Annotated in this window: 21 protein-coding genes and 1 rRNA gene; 21 read left to right on the top strand and 1 reads right to left on the bottom strand. The window is 36.4% G+C overall.

The genetic code is table 11. From position 1 onward, the window contains the following. From rrf to rsmI, 14 genes are all read left to right on the top strand, one after another. Positions 1 to 93 (top strand): 5S ribosomal RNA (rrf, locus tag ACIQLB_RS22925); the annotation flags it as partial. A 114-nt stretch (positions 94 to 207) separates the two neighbouring features. Then, positions 208 to 642, top strand: a complete 435-nt coding sequence (locus tag ACIQLB_RS22920) for an SRPBCC domain-containing protein (protein ID WP_400730934.1) — start codon at positions 208 to 210, stop codon at positions 640 to 642. Positions 643 to 927: 285 nt separating this feature from the next. After that, positions 928 to 1,482 carry a TetR/AcrR family transcriptional regulator gene (locus ACIQLB_RS22915; RefSeq protein ID WP_400730932.1) on the top strand — a complete coding sequence of 185 codons (555 nt, stop codon included), beginning with the start codon at positions 928 to 930 and terminating at the stop codon, positions 1,480 to 1,482. A gap of 200 nt (positions 1,483 to 1,682) precedes the next feature. Continuing rightward, positions 1,683 to 2,219, top strand: coding sequence for an HXXEE domain-containing protein (locus ACIQLB_RS22910; protein WP_400730930.1), 537 nt, complete (start codon positions 1,683 to 1,685; stop codon positions 2,217 to 2,219). Between the two features lie 90 nt (positions 2,220 to 2,309). After that, a complete protein-coding gene (locus tag ACIQLB_RS22905; protein ID WP_400730929.1) occupies positions 2,310 to 3,734 on the top strand; it encodes an aminotransferase class I/II-fold pyridoxal phosphate-dependent enzyme in 1,425 nt (474 codons plus the stop codon). A gap of 17 nt (positions 3,735 to 3,751) precedes the next feature. After that, positions 3,752 to 4,381 (top strand): dTMP kinase, encoded by a 630-nt coding sequence (gene tmk, locus ACIQLB_RS22900; RefSeq protein ID WP_400730928.1) that lies wholly within the window; start codon positions 3,752 to 3,754, stop codon positions 4,379 to 4,381. 409 nt (positions 4,382 to 4,790) lie between these two features. Beyond that, positions 4,791 to 5,120 (top strand): cyclic-di-AMP receptor, encoded by a 330-nt coding sequence (locus ACIQLB_RS22895; RefSeq protein ID WP_049667342.1) that lies wholly within the window; start codon positions 4,791 to 4,793, stop codon positions 5,118 to 5,120. A gap of 87 nt (positions 5,121 to 5,207) precedes the next feature. Further along, a complete protein-coding gene (locus ACIQLB_RS22890; protein ID WP_370047912.1) occupies positions 5,208 to 5,648 on the top strand; it encodes a YaaR family protein in 441 nt (146 codons plus the stop codon). Between the two features lie 220 nt (positions 5,649 to 5,868). Further along, positions 5,869 to 6,873 carry a DNA polymerase III subunit delta' gene (gene holB, locus ACIQLB_RS22885; RefSeq protein WP_400730927.1) on the top strand — a complete coding sequence of 335 codons (1,005 nt, stop codon included), beginning with the start codon at positions 5,869 to 5,871 and terminating at the stop codon, positions 6,871 to 6,873. Next, positions 6,866 to 7,681, top strand: a complete 816-nt coding sequence (locus ACIQLB_RS22880; protein ID WP_400730926.1) for a PSP1 domain-containing protein — start codon at positions 6,866 to 6,868, stop codon at positions 7,679 to 7,681. Before holB ends, ACIQLB_RS22880 begins: the two co-directional genes overlap by 8 nt. A gap of 27 nt (positions 7,682 to 7,708) precedes the next feature. Next, positions 7,709 to 8,065: a DNA replication initiation control protein YabA gene (gene yabA / locus ACIQLB_RS22875; protein WP_049667346.1), complete on the top strand. Its 357-nt coding sequence runs from the start codon at positions 7,709 to 7,711 to the stop codon at positions 8,063 to 8,065. A gap of 63 nt (positions 8,066 to 8,128) precedes the next feature. Continuing rightward, positions 8,129 to 8,878, top strand: coding sequence for a tRNA1(Val) (adenine(37)-N6)-methyltransferase (locus ACIQLB_RS22870; protein ID WP_400730925.1), 750 nt, complete (start codon positions 8,129 to 8,131; stop codon positions 8,876 to 8,878). Further along, entirely contained in the window at positions 8,862 to 9,125 is a 264-nt protein-coding gene (locus ACIQLB_RS22865; RefSeq protein ID WP_053485310.1) for a GIY-YIG nuclease family protein, read from the top strand. Before ACIQLB_RS22870 ends, ACIQLB_RS22865 begins: the two co-directional genes overlap by 17 nt. Continuing rightward, on the top strand, positions 9,122 to 9,994 hold the full coding sequence (gene rsmI, locus ACIQLB_RS22860; protein WP_370047906.1) for a 16S rRNA (cytidine(1402)-2'-O)-methyltransferase: 873 nt from the start codon (positions 9,122 to 9,124) through the stop codon (positions 9,992 to 9,994). Before ACIQLB_RS22865 ends, rsmI begins: the two co-directional genes overlap by 4 nt. Before the next feature lie 433 nt (positions 9,995 to 10,427). Here the strand turns inward: rsmI and ACIQLB_RS22855 are convergent, their stop codons facing one another. Then, positions 10,428 to 10,706, bottom strand: coding sequence for a transition state genes transcriptional regulator AbrB (locus tag ACIQLB_RS22855; RefSeq protein ID WP_079563673.1), 279 nt, complete (start codon positions 10,704 to 10,706; stop codon positions 10,428 to 10,430). Between the two features lie 413 nt (positions 10,707 to 11,119). Between ACIQLB_RS22855 and metG the strand changes: the two genes are divergently transcribed. The 7 genes from metG to ACIQLB_RS22820 all read left to right on the top strand — a co-directional run bounded on the left by metG (position 11,120) and on the right by ACIQLB_RS22820 (position 17,921). Beyond that, positions 11,120 to 13,108 carry a methionine--tRNA ligase gene (gene metG / locus ACIQLB_RS22850; RefSeq protein ID WP_400730923.1) on the top strand — a complete coding sequence of 663 codons (1,989 nt, stop codon included), beginning with the start codon at positions 11,120 to 11,122 and terminating at the stop codon, positions 13,106 to 13,108. Between the two features lie 254 nt (positions 13,109 to 13,362). Further along, positions 13,363 to 14,133 carry a TatD family hydrolase gene (locus ACIQLB_RS22845; protein ID WP_400730921.1) on the top strand — a complete coding sequence of 257 codons (771 nt, stop codon included), beginning with the start codon at positions 13,363 to 13,365 and terminating at the stop codon, positions 14,131 to 14,133. A 135-nt stretch (positions 14,134 to 14,268) separates the two neighbouring features. Further along, positions 14,269 to 15,480, top strand: coding sequence for a resuscitation-promoting factor (locus tag ACIQLB_RS22840; RefSeq protein ID WP_400730919.1), 1,212 nt, complete (start codon positions 14,269 to 14,271; stop codon positions 15,478 to 15,480). A 291-nt stretch (positions 15,481 to 15,771) separates the two neighbouring features. Next, positions 15,772 to 16,338: a ribonuclease M5 gene (rnmV, locus tag ACIQLB_RS22835; RefSeq protein ID WP_400730917.1), complete on the top strand. Its 567-nt coding sequence runs from the start codon at positions 15,772 to 15,774 to the stop codon at positions 16,336 to 16,338. Then, positions 16,331 to 17,212, top strand: a complete 882-nt coding sequence (gene rsmA / locus ACIQLB_RS22830; RefSeq protein WP_370047897.1) for a 16S rRNA (adenine(1518)-N(6)/adenine(1519)-N(6))-dimethyltransferase RsmA — start codon at positions 16,331 to 16,333, stop codon at positions 17,210 to 17,212. Before rnmV ends, rsmA begins: the two co-directional genes overlap by 8 nt. 157 nt (positions 17,213 to 17,369) lie before the next feature. After that, complete coding sequence (gene veg, locus ACIQLB_RS22825) at positions 17,370 to 17,630, top strand: biofilm formation stimulator Veg (protein ID WP_370047895.1); 261 nt, start codon at positions 17,370 to 17,372, stop codon at positions 17,628 to 17,630. Between the two features lie 108 nt (positions 17,631 to 17,738). Then, complete coding sequence (locus tag ACIQLB_RS22820) at positions 17,739 to 17,921, top strand: small, acid-soluble spore protein, alpha/beta type (RefSeq protein ID WP_053485317.1); 183 nt, start codon at positions 17,739 to 17,741, stop codon at positions 17,919 to 17,921. The last annotated feature ends 449 nt before the right edge of the window (positions 17,922 to 18,370 follow it).

The following is an 18,370-nucleotide window of genomic DNA, read 5'->3' as shown; positions in this document are numbered from 1 at the left end:
CACACCCGTTCCCATACCGAACACGGAAGTTAAGCTCTTTAGCGCCGATGGTAGTTGGGGGCTTCCCCCTGTGAGAGTAGGACGTCGCTAGGCACAAAGTAGCCACTGAGAAATCAGTGGTTTTTTTGTTGTTTAAATCGCAGTAATAAATCTCTAAAAATGTTAGAATTTAATTGATTTAAAGTAACAAATAAGGGGTGTATTAAAATGGCAACAGGGTTATATAGAGAAAATATTCAAATTGAAAAAGTAAAGTTACAGGAGTTTATTCAAAATAAAGAGCAATGGGCTGTACTAATACCCGGTTATTTACATCATGAATTTCCTAATAAACAAAATATGATTTGGGTATTTCAAGGGGATTTTGGCATTATCCAAAAAGCTGTAAAGGTTGAGCTTAAGAGTAAGGAGTCAAATCCTAATCAAGTTATGTTTGATTTGGTAGGCTTATCAGATCCGATAAATGGTGATGGCTATTTTGAAATCACACAAAATCAAGACGGTACATGTCAGTTAGCCGGCAATTTAACAATGAAGGCAAGTGGTTTCTTAGCGGGTATGATGAATCCAATTTTAGAAAAGTTTGTACCGCAATTAGTAGAAAAACTAGTACAAGAGATGGCGTTAAAAGCTAGTATCTAGAATGTTAGTAGAGAAACTGGCGTTATGTATATTTTAGAATAGTTTTTACTAAGAAGAGTAGAAGGTCATTGCTATTAGGTGCAATGACTTTTTGTATTCATCACCAAAAGTTCGGGCCGATATATTATTAAAACGTTAATAAATCGGAACCGACATCACCCTTACGTTATTCATACTTATTAACTGGAATAGCTTGACAGAACTTTTTGTAAAGTTTAAATTTGAGTATATACTCAAATTTAAACAAGGTGGTGAAAAAGTTTGATATCAAAGAAGGATAAAATTTTGGAAGCGTCATTAGAGCTTTTTACTAAAAAGGGCTATACCGCAACGACTACTAAAGAAATAGCATTAAAGAGCGGAGTAGCAGAGGGGCTTATATTTTATTATTTTAAAGATAAAAATGAACTTCTTAATTATCTTATTCATGAATTTTCATTTATTGGCTCACTACAAAATGAGATAAAAGAGCTTTCAAAAATGGAGCCCTACCCAGCTTTAATTAAATTTGGCCAATTATATGCCGATTTTTTATTACATAATAAAAGCTTTTTAACTTTTATTTGGTCCCCAGAAATAGTACAGAACACAAATGTTAGTAAGGATATTGTAGATTTTATAAATACAATGGGTGAACAAGTCAGTTCATTTTTGATAAGAGTTTCTTCATGTACTGTTGAAAAAAAGACAATAGAAACAGCAGCTTCAATGTTTCTTTCAACAATATTAACCCATGTTTTAGTTGAAGAAAGAAAGACAGATAAAATGCCAATTGAAAATAATGATTATATTGAAGAGATAGCAATGTTTGTTTTAAAAGGAATGCAAAATTCACATTAAGTAAATTTTTTTGGCTCATCACCAAAAGTTGTGGATGACATTTGTTAAAACGTGTGCAATTTATAGAAGTTGATTTCCGTTCCGATCGGACGCCCCAGGAAAGCGCCAAATCGGAACGGAAATCAACCACATGTTATAGTGAGGAGCTATTTTTTTGAGAAAAATTTGAGTAATTACTCAATATAAAAGGAGGAATCATTATGGAACAATGGGTAGGTATTCAAACACTTATTTGGCTATTCCCTATTATGTTTATTCTTCATGATTTTGAGGAAATCATTATGGTTGAAAAGTGGCTAAATAAAAATTCTACTATCTTGTACGAAAGATTGCCGAAAAAAATGGCTGATCGAGTTATGAAACAATTCTCGATGTCGACAGCGCAGTTTGCTGTAGCAGTAATCGTTATGTTCATGTTTGTAAGTAGTTCCACATTTGTAGCAAATCAGTATGTGAATCAAGGGCCATTTGGAGATATCTACTTTTTCGCTGTTGTTACGCTAACCTACTTTCTACACGCGTTCACTCACCTTGCACAGTCTATTTTTCTTCGTTCCATTACACCCGGTGCACTCACATCTTTGATAATCGTCATTCCATACAGTTTAATTTTGTATCGTTCTTTATTAGTCAATAACGTCATAACATGGAACATTATTTTTGTATGTTTGCCATTTTGTTTTGTAGTGATCCCTGTCGCATTATTAGCACATTGGATTGGGAAAAAGGTTATATGAATTTCACCTTATTTATATCCATTCAGCAAATGTTTTTGAAACGTAAGTGTTATAATTAACTAAGAATATAACGGAAATGGGTGTTTTGTTTTGCAAAAGAAAAAGCCGATTGTAGAAGGGTTAGAGCGCTTTCGACAACAACAAAATATTTCCTTTCATGTCCCAGGGCATAAGCATGGAGAACTGTCCCATCTTCCTCAGCCCTTTAAAGATGTAATGCGGTATGATGTGACTGAATTATCAGGTCTGGATGACTTACATCACCCAGAGGAAATGATATTAGAGGCAGAAAACTTGTTGGCAGATACCTATGGGGCGATGAAAAGCTTCTTTTTAGTAGGTGGATCTACAGTTGGAAATTTAGCGATGATTTATGCCACATGTAAAAAAGGGGATACGATTATTGTCCAACGTAATGCACATAAGTCTATATTTCACGCAATTGAGCTTGTTGGAGCAAAACCTGTATTTGTTTCCCCGCTATGGGATGAACGTACATTAACTGCAACACATGTTTCTTATAAAGATTTAAAAGATGCCGTTGATGATTATCCAGAGGCACGTGCAGTCGTTTTAACGTATCCTACTTACTATGGTATAACATCTAAAGAAATACAGCAGAAGATTGCGTATTGTCATGAGAAAGGTATCCCTGTTTTAGTGGATGAAGCACATGGAGCCCATTTTAGTGCATGTACCTTGTTTCAACCATCAGCATTGACATTTGGTGCAGATATAGTAGTACAGTCTGCACATAAAACATTGCCTGCTATGACAATGGCATCCTTTATGCATGTTAATTCAAACTTAATCGATGTCGATAAAATAAATCACTATTTACGAATGCTACAATCTAGTAGCCCATCCTATCTTTTATTGGCTTCTTTAGATGATGCACGCTATTATATACAGACATATATGGAGAGTGATGGTGCATATATAATAGAAAAAAGGAATCAATGGATAGAGGCATTACGAGCTATTGGCTCTTTGGAAGTTATTGAGGTAGATGACCCTATAAAATTATTGTTACGTGTTGATGGTTATAGCGGTTTTCAATTACAAGAAGCGTTAGAAGCAAAGCACGTATATGCAGAACTAGCAGATGCAAATCAAGTATTGCTTGTGCTACCTTTGTTGAAACACGGGCATAACTATCCATTTGCAGAAATACGTGTCCGTATTAAGGATGCTGTAACATTATTGTTAAGTACACCAAAGGCGGAAATAAAAACTGCTTCACAAACGGCCTATAAATTTGTGGCCATTACGGAACCAGCCTATACATTTGATGAAATTGAAAAGGCGGAAAAAGAATGGTTACCGTATATGCGAACAATGGGAAGAATCTCTGCTAGTATGATTATTCCTTATCCACCAGGCATTCCATTGCTTGTTCCGGGCGAAAAAATAACAGTAGCAAAGCTGGGCCAGTTAGAGGAGTTATTGGCTACTGGTGCAACGTTCCAAGGAAATCACCGTTTAGAAGAAAAGATGATTGAGATCATTAAATAGTTGGAGGCAATAACAGCATGAATTGCAATTTATTTATTACATTTGAAGGTCCAGAGGGTGCTGGAAAAACAACAGTCATTCAAAAAATAGCCGAGCGACTTGCAGAAGAAAATATTGATGTATTAGCAACGAGAGAACCTGGTGGTATTGACATTGCTGAGAAAATTAGGAGCATTATTTTAAATCCTGAACATACAGCCATGGATGAGCGTACAGAAGCGTTATTATACGCAGCGGCGAGAAGTCAGCATTATTTTGAAAAAGTAAGACCTGCGTTGGATGCTGGTAAAACGGTTATATGTGATCGATTTATCGATTCATCATTAGCATATCAAGGATATGCACGTGGTATCGGCATTGATGAAGTATTATCTATTAATGAGTTTGCAATCGGTAAAAAACTACCCGATATGACAATATTATTTGACCTTGAACCAGAGGTTGGCTTGGCACGGATTCATGCTCATGGAGAGCGAGAAGTAAATCGCTTAGATGTTGAAAGTTTAGCTTTTCATAAGAAGGTTCGAGAAGGATATTTACAGTTAGTGGAGCGTTACCCTGAGCGTATACATGTCGTCAATGCAGACCAAAATATTGAACGTGTTGTTGAAGATGTATGGTCATTATTATATGAAGCAATACAGTAAATGCATGAAGTTGTCCACCACAATGTGATATAATGGTAACATCTATAATCATTCGGTAAATGTCTTCTGCGCGAAAGCGAAGCGACAGCAACTGAATACGGATATTGTTCCTTTTCAGTAGATATTCAAACACCTATTGAAATAGAGGAACTCCGGCGTATGTCACGGAATCGGATAGAAGTTTTTAAAGGATGTTAGCCTAAAAACATCGCATCCATGCGATAACGGCAAACTAACCTGCATCGGTAAAAACGCCACGTCCTGTGGCATTACCGAAATGACCGACATCGTGTCGACCCTCATGCAGGCCAAACAAAAAGCCGAATCCTGACACAATTATGCCGAGGCATAATTGATAAAAGGTAACTAAAAATTATTTAGATAAATTTTATCAAAGGGGTGAGTGCGAATGAAGTTAGTCGTAGCTGTAGTGCAAGATCAGGATAGTAGTCGCTTATCGAATGCTTTAACGAAAAATCAGTTTCGCGCAACTAAATTAGCGAGCACAGGGGGATTTTTACGCTCTGGAAATACGACGTTTCTTATTGGGACGGAAGACTCTCTCATACCCAAAGTTTTAGATATTATTCGTGATAATTGTCGAGCACGAGAACAAATGGTTGCACCTGTTTCGCCATTAGGCGGGAATACAGATTCCTATATACCTTATCCTGTGGAGGTAGAGGTAGGAGGAGCGACTGTTTTTGTATTACCAATTGAACAGTTTCATCATTTTTAATTCATTTCCACGTTAAACGAGAAGTAAAACACATTATAATTTAGCTTTTGTGTATTTGATAAAGAAAGCAAGTGGGGGCGAAACAGCTTGAAGATCAATCAAGATATACGTGTCGGGTTAAATACTAATCGTAAAGAGCCACTTCATAACAATAATCAAAATAACCGATTTGGAGATATGGTCGTCAAGCAAGGAACCAAATTGCAAACTGAACAGATTACACGATTGCTAGGGGATATTTCTACAGCAGGTGACCGTGTTGCAAGATCACGTAATTTACGAGAACTTGCTCGTTTTAAAATGCTTGTTAAACGATTTCTACAAGAAACGGTAGAGAATGGTATGGATTTAAAGCAATCGCATACATGGAATCGTTTTGGTGAAGGAAGACGCTTAAAAATAATTGAAACTATTGATACGCGTCTTGTAGAGCTTGCGCAAGATATTTTAGATGAAGAAAAGGAAGCAATTGATCTACTTGATAAAATCGGTGAGATTAAAGGCTTATTAATTAATTTGTATATGTAAAACCCGTGTCTCGTTCTCTTGTAGGCGCGGGCTTTTTTCAAATCTATTCAGCAGCCAAATTCACAGCACTTGGTAAAGAAATTATTTGCTTTCAAACTAATTAACAATGTAACTTATCTATCAGCTCTAAAGCCGCAGATATTTCTGCGAAAAAAATGAGCAATAGGAAAGGAAACAATTATGCTATGAGTGTAATTGATATAGGAAGGAATTTAAATATATGGCCAAGAATGTTGAAGAGCTATTCACACTACAACCAGTCGTAATGAAGCAGCTTCAAACGATTTTTGACAAAAATAGATTGGCACATGCATACATTTTTGATGGCGAAAAAGGGACAGGCAAAGTAGATATTATGCAGTTTTTTGTCAAATTAATGCTATGTGAACAACCAAATCAAAATGTTCCATGTGAAACATGTCGAAATTGCAGACGTGTTGATTCGGGCAATCATCCAAATATTCATCAAATTTATCCAGAAGGTCAATTTATAAAAATTGATCAAATACGTGAATTAATTGGAGAAATGAAGATGATGGGTGTTGAAGAGGGACGTAAGATTTATGTACTTCATCATGCAGACCGTCTCAATATCGCATCTGCAAACATGATACTTAAATTTTTAGAGGAACCTGAGGGTGAGGTAACTGCGATTTTGTTAACGGAGCAAATGCAGTCAATTTTACCAACGATTCGCTCTCGCTGCCAGCATATTAAATTTCAAAAAATGCCTCGACATATATTGTTAAAGCATTTGCAAGATAACAACATTTCTTACTCGATGGCTTCTACAGTAAGCATGATGACGAACGAGCTCGAAACAGCTATGATTTTAGCAAATGATGAGCAGTTTGCACATGCTCGAAAAACAGTGTTAAAATTAGTAGAGGCAATTCGTCAGAATGTACATGAAGCAATGCTTGTTGTACATGAAGAATGGTTGCCACTGTTTAAAGAAAAAGGCGAGATGGAGCAGGCATTAGATTTATTACTATTTACTTACCGTGATATAGTGTCAATAAAAGCTAATCCCGAAGCAGCTTGTACTTATCCAGACATGTTCCAGACATTTAAAGAAGCTGCATTACATTCGACTTATGAACGTCTATCTAGTCAAATGGAGTCTATTTTACAGGCACGTTCATCTTTACAGCGTAACATGAATAGGACGTTAATGATGGAGCAGTTAATGCTAAATCTGCAGGAGGGATATACATTTGTATAATGTAGTGGGAGTCCGCTTTAAAAAAGCGGGTAAAATATATTATTTTGATCCAGCATCATATCTACTAGAGGACAGTCAATATGTCATTGTAGAGACAGCTCGCGGTGTAGAATATGGTAAAGTAGTTGTCCCTCAAAAGGTTGTTGGGGATAATGATGTTGTATTACCGCTTAAACAAGTTCTACGACCAGCGGATGAACGTGATCGTATCCAAGTAGAGGAAAATGCTACCGAATCAAATCGCGCATTTGAACTAGCAAGTACAAAAATCATAGAGCATAATTTAGAAATGAAGCTCGTTGATGTTGAATATACATTTGATCGTAATAAGATCATCTTTTATTTTACGGCTGAAGGACGCGTTGATTTCAGAGATCTTGTAAAAGATTTAGCTTCGGTTTTTAGGACACGTATTGAACTTCGTCAAATTGGTGTACGTGATGAGGCCAAGCTGTTAGGTGGCATTGGTCCATGTGGCCGAATGCTTTGCTGCTCAACTTTTTTAGGAGATTTTGAGCCGGTTTCTATTAAAATGGCTAAAGATCAAAATTTATCTTTAAATCCATCCAAAATTTCAGGTCTTTGCGGTCGTTTAATGTGCTGCTTGAAGTATGAAAATGATGAATATGAAGAAGCAAAAGAGGGCATGCCAGATATTGGTGAAATGACGATGACACCAGATGGCCGCGGTAAAGTTGTTGGTTTAAATGTACTAGAAAGACTCATTCAAGTATATTTACAGGAGCAGGAGCGCACAGTCGAGTATACATTAGAAGAACTGCTAGCATGCGAAAAAAATCTTATTTAAGATAGAGAATTGGACGAGGTGGCTTGGGTGAAGGACCGTAATTTCTTAGATACCGTTATGGAGTTCGAACAACAGCTCGAAGCAATGCAGGAGCAATTTGGTGCATTGAAACAATTTGTAGCGTTAATGATGGAGGAGCATAAGGCACTCGAAACAGAAAATCATCACCTTCGTACACGTCTAGAAGAACTACTTTCTAATGAAAACTCTGTACAGGCTGCTGATGAGAAGAAAGAGAATCCGTTAGATATTGGCGAGGGTTATGATAACCTAGCACGTTTATACCAAGAAGGCTTCCATGTTTGTCATGTTCATTTCGGAAGTTCGCGTAAAGGTGAAGACTGTCTGTTTTGTCTATCATTTTTAAATAAACAAAATGTGTAATAGAAGGCTGATTCCCACTATGGTGGTGTCAGTCTTTTGTTTTGTATAGTAGGAGGAAGAAACATGGAAAATTGGTTAAAGGGTGACGAACGGTTAGACTATTTATTGGCTGAGAATTTACGTATTATTCAAAGTCCCTCTGTCTTTTCGTTTTCATTAGATGCAGTGTTACTTTCGAAATTTGTCAATGTTCCATATCATAAAGGGAATATTGTTGATTTGTGCTCAGGTAATGGTGTAATCCCACTTTTTCTAAGTGCCAGAACAAAGGGACATATTACAGGAGTAGAAATTCAACCACGTTTATTTGATATGGCTGAGCGAAGTATCCGTTACAATAAGTTAGAAGAGCAAATTCATATGGTCCTGGGTGATGTGAAGGAGATTCCTAAGGAGCTTGGTATTGAAAAATATGATGTTGTAACCTGTAATCCACCATATTTTTTAGCACATGAAGCTAGTGATAAAAATTTAAGTGAGCATTACGCTATTGCACGTCATGAACTATATTTAACGTTAGAGGAAGCAATACAATCAGCCAGTAAATTATTAAAACAAGGCGGAAAGGCAGCTTTTGTTCATCGTCCTGGTCGGTTATTAGATATTGTTACGACAATGCGTGCTAATCGTTTAGAGCCTAAACGTATGCAACTTATTTATCCGAAAGAAGGTAAGGAGGCCAATACACTATTAATAGAAGGAATTAAAGACGGTAAACCTGATTTGAAAGTATTACCGCCTCTGTATGTTTATAATGAGAATAATGAATATACAGCAGAAGTGAGAGAAATCCTTTATGGAAAAGAACAATAGTCATTATTTTTATGTGTTAGAATGTGCAGATCAATCCTTTTACGCAGGCTACACGAATAATGTAGACAGGCGTGTCGCTGTACATAATGCTGGTAAGGGAGCAAAATATACGAGAGCGCGAGGCCCGGTGGAATGCATTTATGTTGAGGAATTCGATACGAAACAAGAGGCGATGCGTGCAGAATATGCATTTAAACAACTAACACGCACGCAAAAAATGAAATATATAGGGAGGGCTGACTCATGAAATCTCAGAAAAGTACAATGCACGGTCATACAGGTTGTTTATATTTAGTGGCAACGCCTATTGGCAACCTTGAGGATATGAGTGTACGTGCGCTACGTATTTTAAAGGAAGCAGATATTATTGCTGCCGAGGATACACGTAATACAAAGAAGCTATGCAACTACTTTGATATAGGAACACCACTGATAAGCTATCATGAACATAATTTAGAGGTGGGGGGAGAGAAGTTATTAGCCTTTTTACGTGAAGGAAAAACAGTTGCATTAGTTAGTGATGCTGGTCTACCTTGTATTTCCGATCCTGGTGCAGATATAGTCGAAAAAGCAATCGAGCAAGACTTTCCAGTTGTGCCGGTACCAGGTCCCAATGCAGCAATATCAGCATTAATCGCTTCAGGATTAACACCGCAGCCATTTTTCTTTTATGGATTTTTAAATCGAGGAAAAAAGGAACGTCGACAGCAATTAGAGCAACTAAAAAAACGTCAAGAAACTATTTTGTTTTATGAGGCTCCTCATCGTTTAAAAGACACTTTGAAAGATATGGAAACTATTCTTGGTAATCGTCGAATTGTATTAGCTCGCGAGTTAACTAAAAAATTCGAAGAGTTTTTACGTGGTACGGTGGCTGAAGCAGTGGAATGGTCACAAACAGAGGAAATTCGAGGAGAATTTTGTATTGTCCTTGAAGGAAACGAGAATGCTGAGGAAGAAAATAGTGAAGAAGCCTATTGGATGACAATGTCTATCGTTGAACATGTTGATTATATTATTGATCATACAGGTGTTACATCAAAAGAAGCTATAAAGGAAGTAGCAAAACTACGTCAAGTTGCAAAACGGGACGTCTATAATGAATACCATAGTTAATGTCAAGAAAGAGGCTGCCTTAATAGGGCACCTCTTTTTTTTTATATCTATTCAAATAAGTGGCTCATTACCAACAGTTCGGGATGATATTTGTTAAAACGCATGCCATATATCAGTTGATTGGAGTGGAGGCTGGGTGACTCCTTGGGGCTCATCGGATGCCCCCAGGAAAGCGCCCAGCCGGAACGGAAATCAACCCCACGTTAGATGATGAGCATATAAACCATTTAAATTGATAATAATTGTAAAAAATAGTATTCTTAATCATGAAAGGTCTGACATGGACATTATAAGGGACTTAAGAATTGGTTATATTATAGTTATCTTCTATTGAATGAAGATAACCCCTCAGGATGCAATTACGCCAAGGCGAAATAATTGATAAAAATAAAACACCCAAATCGCAGTGATTGATTTAGGTGTGTATATCAAATTATTTTTTTAAGTTAGATTGGATTTCATTCACTAACATTTCTGCGCCTTCAGGGCTTAAAATTAATTTGCCTCCAACTAGACGGAAGTTATCATCAGAAACTTCACCAGTTACAGCACATGTCATGTTAGGCATATATTTTTTTAAGATAATTTTGTCATCATCCACATAGATTTCTAAAGCGTCTTTTTCTGCAATACCTAATGTACGGCGTAGTTCGATTGGAATTACTACACGACCTAATTCATCGACTTTACGAACGATTCCTGTTGATTTCATAATTATTTTTCCTCCTAATGTTAAAAGTTATATCGGTATTTCGTCAAATTTCGACATATTTTCCTTGTCTGATAGTTATCATACCAAGTAATGCCATAAACGTCAATTAATTAATACACTAATATTATTGTTTTGAAAAAAATTTTTGAGGAGAAAACAGATATATTGGTTTTTTTAAAAGGTTTTTATTATATATTTTAATTTATAGTAAAAAAGCTTCTTATTTAAGACATTAAATGGATTGATTATATCATTCGACATTTTTCGCAAATGATAAACTATCAATCAATTATGCCTCGGCATAATGCGTCCGGAATTGGCTTTGTGTTTGGATACCCGCTGAAAGAAGTTGAAACGAATTTCGTACTTAGTTAGAATAGATAGTATACTGTGAAACATTGGAGGCAGTTCTCGTGAGCGAACAAAATAAAACATTCTATATAACAACCCCTATTTATTACCCAAGTGGGAAATTCCATATTGGTACAGCGTATACAACTGTAGCATCAGATACAATTGCACGTTATAAACGTTTACGTGGTTATGATGTACGTTTTTTAACTGGAATGGATGAGCATGGGCAAAAAATTCAAGAAAAAGCGGCAGAAGCGGGCAAACATCCACAAGAATACGTGAATGAAATTGCAGATGCTGCGAAGAAACTTTGGGCATTAATGGACATTTCATATGATGACTTTATTCAGACAACGCAAGAGCGTCATACGAAAACTGTCGAAAAGATTTTCCAAAAGTTTTTAGATAATGGTGATATTTATAAAGGAGAGTATGAAGGTTGGTACTGTACACCATGTGAATCATTCTTTACTGAGACACAATTAGTAGATGGTAACTGTCCAGACTGTGGTCGTCCAGTTCACAAAGTTAAAGAGGAATCTTACTTCTTTAATATGAAGAAATACGCAGATCGTCTTTTAGCTTATTATGAAGAAAACCTTGGATTCATTGAGCCTGAATCTCGAAAAAATGAAATGATTAATAACTTCATTAAACCAGGGTTAGAAGATTTATCTGTTTCAAGAACTTCATTTGATTGGGGCATTAAAGTTCCTGGAGACCCTAAACATGTAATTTATGTATGGGTGGATGCCTTAACTAACTATATAACATCATTAGGTTATCTTTCAGAAGATGAAACATTATTCAATAAATATTGGCCGGCAGATGTACATGTAGTTGGTAAAGATATCGTTCGATTCCATACTATTTATTGGCCAATTTTCTTAATGGCACTAGATTTACCACTTCCTAAAAAAGTGTTTGCCCATGGTTTTATAATGATGAAAGACGGTAAAATGTCTAAATCAAAGGGCAACGTTATTTATCCTGAAATGTTAATAGAGCGTTATGGCTTAGATGCGACACGATACTTCCTATTGCGCGAGTTACCATTCGGCTCTGATGGTGTATTTTCACCAGAATCTTTTGTTGAGCGCACAAACTTCGACTTAGCAAACGATTTAGGTAATTTATTGAATCGTACCATTTCAATGATTAATAAATATTTCGACGGCATTATTCCAACTGAAAATCTTCAGTCGACAGAGTTTGATACAGCTTTAAAAGAGCAAGCTGAGTCGGTACGCATTAAATATGAAGAAAGTATGGAAAAAATGCAATTTAGTGTCGTATTAGCCGACATATGGACGCTTGTTTCAAGAACAAATAAATATATAGATGAAACTCAACCATGGGTACTAGCAAAAGAGGAATCAGATCAGCCAAAATTAGGCGCTGTTATGCGAAATTTGGCAGAAAGTCTACACCAAATTGCTGTCATGTTACAACCATTTATGACATCTACTCCGAAACGAATTATTGAACAATTAGGCTTGGATGACAAATTCTTAGCATGGGAAACAATTGAAACATTCGGCAATACTATTCCAGCAAACATTAAAGTGGTAGAAAAAGGGATTCCGATTTTCCCTCGTTTAGAGAGTGAAGTTGAAATTACGTATATTCGTGAGGAAATGCGTGGTTCAGTGAAAACTCCACAAGAGGAAGAAGCAAAAGATGCGCAAAAAGATGCGCAAAAAGATACGGATATTCCAGAAATTCCTGAAATTACTATCGATGATTTTATGAAAATTGATTTACGTGTAGCTATTGTAACAGCGTGTGAAACTGTTCCGAAAGCAGACAAATTATTAAAGCTTCAAGTGGATCTTGGATATGAGCAACGACAAGTAGTTTCAGGTATTGCAAAGTTCTATTCTCCTGATGAATTAATTGGTCAAAAAGTGATTGTAGTCACTAACTTAAAGCCAGTTAAATTACGTGGTGAATTATCGCAAGGAATGATTCTAGCTGGTGAAAAAGATGGAATTTTAAAATTAGCATCGGTAGATCCAAAACTAGAGAATGGTGCAAAAGTAAAGTAAAAAATTTTTAGGAAGGCCTGCTGAATGCAAAAAATTCAGCAGGCTTTTAAAATCCACTTTGAAAATGAGTAGTTTATTATCTTGAAATAATTTATACAGAGTAATTAATAGGTTTTTTTAGGTATATAGTAACGAACACGGTGTCTGAGATTGTGTGAAATGTTATAATACTAAATTGTTTGTAACAAATTTGTAACACTTACGCAAAATATGAAATAATAATTTTTAATAAAATCTATGTTAGGAGAATGACGATGTTCATTGATACACATGTACACTTAAATGCAGATCAGTATGAAGAAGACTTACAAGAGGTTATAGATAGAGCTCTTGAAGCCAAAGTAGAAACGATGGTTGTTGTTGGTTTCGACCGCAAAACTATTGAAAAAACAATGCAACTGGTTGAACAATATGATTTTGTTTATGGTGTCATTGGCTGGCACCCGGTTGACGCCATTGATTGTACACAAGATGATTTAAATTGGATTGAGGAATTAGCAGCACATCCAAAAATAGTGGGTATTGGTGAAACTGGATTGGACTACTATTGGGATAAATCCCCTAAAGATGTCCAACAAGCACTTTTCCGCAAGCAAATTCATTTAGCACAAAAGCTGAATTTACCAATCATTATTCATAACAGAGATGCAACTGGAGATGTTGTACAAATTTTACGTGAAGAAAATGCAGCTTCCGTGGGAGGCGTTATGCACTGTTATAGTGGCAGTGTGGAAACCGCACATGAATGTATTGCTATGAATTTTATGATTAGTCTTGGTGGACCGGTGACATTTAAAAATGCACGAATGCCGAAGGAAGTGGCGACAGAAATACCTTTAGAGCATTTGATGATCGAAACAGATGCACCGTATTTAGCGCCCCATCCATATCGAGGGAAACGTAATGAGCCAGCTTTAGTGGCTTTAGTTGCAGAAGAAATTGCTCGTTTAAAAGGATTAACGATTGAGGAAATTGCACAGGTAACGACAGCCAATGCGAAAAAATTTTTTAGGATTGACAATTAACTAGCTGAGATGCCTCCAATACTGAGTTTGTGGTTGGCTAAAAAGGTGATGTCAATTTTCTTAGAAATACATTCGGGTTGACAGTGCCAAATCTAGTACGTATAATCCAACTTTGTATTAAGGAGGCGTTTTTTCATGTCAAATAATTCCATGAAAAACTTGTTCTTAGGATCATTGAGGAGTAAGCAAACAGTGATAAGCATTATTTCACTTGTCCTGTTTGTATCTGTAATTTCATTTGTACTTTATCAAGGTACTAAAAAAACCGTAAAGCTTGATGCTAACGGGGAAACTATCGAAGTAACAACACATGCCAAAACTGTAGAACAATTATTACAAGATCAAAATATAGACGTAGCAGAGCATGATAAAATAACACCCTCTCTGAACACCAAAATTGCTAATGGATTAGCAGTTTCATGGGAACAGGCAAAAGAAGTAACAATTTCAGTTGATGGAAATCAGTCAAAAGTTTGGACAACTGAAACACAAGTGAAAGACATTTTGAAAGAAGCAAATATTGAAGTATCAGAGCATGACGCTTTAGTACAAGGTCTAGATACAGAAATAGGAGCAGACAACAAGATCGATATTCAAAAAGCGTTTCAAGTATCGCTTGTCGATGGCGTTAACGAAAGACAAGTATGGTCCACTTCGACTACGGTCGCTAACTTTTTAAAACAACAAGGAATTCAACTTAATGAATTCGATCGTGTCGAAAATAACCTGAAGGACGTAATCACTCCGCAGAGTAAAATCACAGTAGTTCGCGTAGAAAAGGTTATCGATGTAGTGGAAGACTCTTTAGACTTCGCAATTGAAAAGAAGCAGGATGCTTCATTGCAAAAGGGAAAACAAAAAGTTGTAACAGCAGGCCAACAAGGTTTAATGACTAAAACGTATGAAATCGTAAAAGAGAATGGCCAAGTTGTAGCTAAAAATCTACAATCTGAAAAAGTTGTAAAAGAACCGAAAAAGCAAGTAGTTGCAGTAGGTACTAAAACTGTAGTAGCTAGTGCATCGACTGTATCACGTGGTTCATCAGAGCCAGCTAGTGGTAAAGAATTTTATGTAACGGCAACCGCTTATACACCTAATTGTAACGGCTGCTCGGGGATATCTGCCACTGGCATTAATTTAAAATCAGGCTCTGGATTGAAAGTAATTGCAGTAGACCCATCTGTTATTAAGCTTGGCTCAAAAGTTTGGGTTGAAGGTTATGGAACAGCTATAGCAGGGGATACTGGTGGTGCAATTAAGGGTAATCGGATCGACATACTTGTACAATCTGAATCTCAAGCTAGTAATTGGGGAGTAAAGAAAGTGCGTGTGAAAGTATTAAATTAAAAAAATTGTAAAATTAATCAAATATGTTTTTCACTATTAGTAGCTTTCCTGTTTTGACTGGCGGGAAAGCTTTTTATCTTTTTCAGTAAGTTGTACTGGAGGATAAAACAGTGCTATATATACATAAATTAAGCTGTAACGGTAACTGCACAAACTGCTCGAAAGTGAAGTGTCAACAATAGCAAAGTCGAGGGAGAATATTATAAGAAGGTGAATAGCCGTGTATTTCTGTACAATAGTACAGTGCAGTTGTAAAATGGTCTGAAGATAAGGTAGAAAAGAGGAGCCTTTTTGCAAATAAAAGAAATCATTGTTGTTGAAGGAAAAGATGATACAACAGCTATTAAGCGAGCTGTACAAGCAGATACAATAGAAACAAATGGATCAGCTATTTCAGAGGAAACACTGAAGAGAATTCAACATGCACAGGATAAAAGAGGTGTTATTGTTTTTACTGATCCAGATTATCCAGGACGGCGAATTCGTGCCATTATCGAGGAGCATGTAAAAGGTTTAAAACACGCTTTTTTACCGAAAGCTAAAACAATTGCGAAAAACGGTAAAGGACTAGGTATTGAGCATGCAGCAGATGAAGATATACGCGAGGCACTACGACATGTTTATACCCCTAATGATGTTGAACCAACCACTGATGACATTACGCTCGAAGATTTAATGACGGCACGTTTAATTGGCCATCCACAGGCGAAAATTCGTCGTGATCATCTTGGGGAAATTTTGAATATTGGTGCAACAAACGGTAAACAACTTCATAAAAGATTAAAAATGTTTCAAATCACAGAAAAGCAATTTGGTGCGGCAGTCGCACAGTTAGATCAGGAGGAAAACGATGCATAAGGATATTGCAACACCAATTAGAACACAAGAAATTTTAAAAAAATATGGATTTTCATTTAAAAAAAGCTTAGGTCAAAATTTTTTAATAGATCCGAACATTTTACGAAATATTGTTAGTCATGCAAATTTAACTGAAAATAGTGGTGCAATCGAAGTTGGTCCTGGCATTGGAGCGTTAACAGAGCATTTAGCGAGAAGTGCAAAAAAGGTTGTATCTTTTGAAATTGATCAACGATTATTACCTGTATTAGAAGACACACTTAGCCCATATAATAATGTGACTATTGTACATTCAGACATTTTAAAGGCGGATGTTGCTAAGGTAATTCAGGAAGAGATGCCAGGTATTGAGGATATTATGGTTGTAGCGAATTTACCTTATTATGTGACGACTCCGATTTTATTGAAATTACTCAATGATCGTTTGCCAATTCGCGGTTTTGTTGTCATGATGCAAAAGGAGGTAGCAGATCGTATTACGGCTAAACCTGGAACGAAGGAGTACGGTTCTTTATCAATTGCGATTCAATATTATGTAAAGGCTGATATTGCCATGACGGTACCGAAAACTGTGTTTATGCCTCAGCCAAATGTGGATTCTGCAGTGATCCGTCTTATTAAACATGATGAACCTCCAGTAAAAGTGATTGATGAGGATTTTTTATTTGTTGTTACTCGCGCGTCGTTTGTACAACGACGAAAAACAATCTTCAATAATTTACAAGCAGGTTTACCAAATGGTAAGGTACACAAAGAAAAAATTATGAATGCTTTAAAAGCAGTAAATATTGAACCAACACGTCGAGGAGAGACCCTTACCATTCAAGAGTTTGGAAAATTAGCCGATACATTATACCCTACATTTGCAAAGTAAAAAATTTTTGTTAACTTTTTTGAGTATACGTAAAAAAATATGGTCTTTTTATGAAAAATAAGTTGACAACATTTATAATAGGCTGATAAAATATTATATTTTATTGACATTTTTGGGCGGATCGCTTATACTAATAAATAGTGAGGTGTAAGCGAAAATGCCAAAAACTTTAGCGGACATTAAAAAGTCGTTGGATTGTCATTTGGGTAAACGTTTGCAGTTAAAAGCAAACGGAGGTCGCAAGAAAACGATCGAGTGTGCAGGGGTATTGCGTGAGACATATCGCGCTATCTTTGTGGTTGAGCTTGATCAAGAAGACAATACGTGCAAGCGCGTATCGTATAGCTACACAGATATTTTAACTGAAGCAGTAGAGATTACATTTTTAGACGAAGCAAAAGCTGCTATCGCAAAATAGTTTCTAGTACTTATTTCTATATTTCGAAACACTCATGTATGCAATACATGAGTGTTTTGCGTTTTCTGGGACATACTAAATTCGTCAGTTGTTAAAGGAGGAGTTTATATGCCTAGAAAAGGTATCATGTCACCTCGTTTAAAAGAAGAGATCGCTAAAGAGCTTGGATTTTATGATGTTGTGCAACGAGAAGGCTGGGGCGGCATTAAAGCTCGAGACGCCGGTAATATGGTCAAACGTGCCATCGAAATGGCTGAAAGAGCAAGTAATGAGCAAGAGCATAATAAGTAGCCTCTTTGTGAAAATAGACCACTTATTTTTTTAGAACTTCATTTCACAGGGATGAAAACGCCCTGTAAACACAACAACACAACTGACGAGAGAGAACCGTTACACCAAATAGGGGTATACGGTTCTTTTTTTCCATTTTCGCTTTCCCATTATGGTAAAATAAAATGAATAATCTTGTGAAAGATGAACGACAGGTTTATCTTCATTCAGAAAATGTTTTATATAGCGAAGTGAACGCCAGCCACTGATGTTTTGTAACAGTTACAGAAGGCTCCTACATCTAAAGGTAGTGAGAGTGTAATTTTAAATGTCACGGATTTTGAAAGAACAAGTAGGATGTTAGCCTAACTCTAACCTGCATTGGTAAAAGCTTAAAAGTCTTGTGGTTTTACCGAAATGGCCGACATCGTGTTGGTCATCACGCAGACCTAATTACAATTTAAAATCCG

Origin of the sequence: Lysinibacillus sp. NPDC092081 (assembly GCF_044755845.1) — a bacterium.
Lineage (GTDB): Bacteria > Bacillota > Bacilli > Bacillales_A > Planococcaceae > Lysinibacillus.
Note: the sequence above shows the minus strand (reverse complement) of the source record. Positions and strands in the feature narration are given on the sequence as shown.

Bases quoted from the DNA above. Each gene is read 5' to 3' on its own strand.
- ACIQLB_RS22865 (WP_053485310.1), top strand. From the start codon at position 8,862: ATGGAAAAGAACAATAGTCATTATTTTTATGTGTTAGAATGTGCAGAT.
- ACIQLB_RS22870 (WP_400730925.1), top strand. From the start codon at position 8,129: ATGGAAAATTGGTTAAAGGGTGACGAACGGTTAGACTATTTATTGGCT.
- ACIQLB_RS22820 (WP_053485317.1), top strand. From the start codon at position 17,739: ATGCCTAGAAAAGGTATCATGTCACCTCGTTTAAAAGAAGAGATCGCT.
- ACIQLB_RS22845 (WP_400730921.1), top strand. From the start codon at position 13,363: ATGTTCATTGATACACATGTACACTTAAATGCAGATCAGTATGAAGAA.
- veg (WP_370047895.1), top strand. From the start codon at position 17,370: ATGCCAAAAACTTTAGCGGACATTAAAAAGTCGTTGGATTGTCATTTG.
- ACIQLB_RS22855 (WP_079563673.1), bottom strand. From the start codon at position 10,706: ATGAAATCAACAGGAATCGTTCGTAAAGTCGATGAATTAGGTCGTGTA.
- ACIQLB_RS22910 (WP_400730930.1), top strand. From the start codon at position 1,683: ATGGAACAATGGGTAGGTATTCAAACACTTATTTGGCTATTCCCTATT.
- rsmI (WP_370047906.1), top strand. From the start codon at position 9,122: ATGAAATCTCAGAAAAGTACAATGCACGGTCATACAGGTTGTTTATAT.
- tmk (WP_400730928.1), top strand. From the start codon at position 3,752: ATGAATTGCAATTTATTTATTACATTTGAAGGTCCAGAGGGTGCTGGA.
- ACIQLB_RS22895 (WP_049667342.1), top strand. From the start codon at position 4,791: ATGAAGTTAGTCGTAGCTGTAGTGCAAGATCAGGATAGTAGTCGCTTA.
- ACIQLB_RS22920 (WP_400730934.1), top strand. From the start codon at position 208: ATGGCAACAGGGTTATATAGAGAAAATATTCAAATTGAAAAAGTAAAG.
- ACIQLB_RS22840 (WP_400730919.1), top strand. From the start codon at position 14,269: ATGTCAAATAATTCCATGAAAAACTTGTTCTTAGGATCATTGAGGAGT.
- holB (WP_400730927.1), top strand. From the start codon at position 5,869: ATGGCCAAGAATGTTGAAGAGCTATTCACACTACAACCAGTCGTAATG.
- rsmA (WP_370047897.1), top strand. From the start codon at position 16,331: ATGCATAAGGATATTGCAACACCAATTAGAACACAAGAAATTTTAAAA.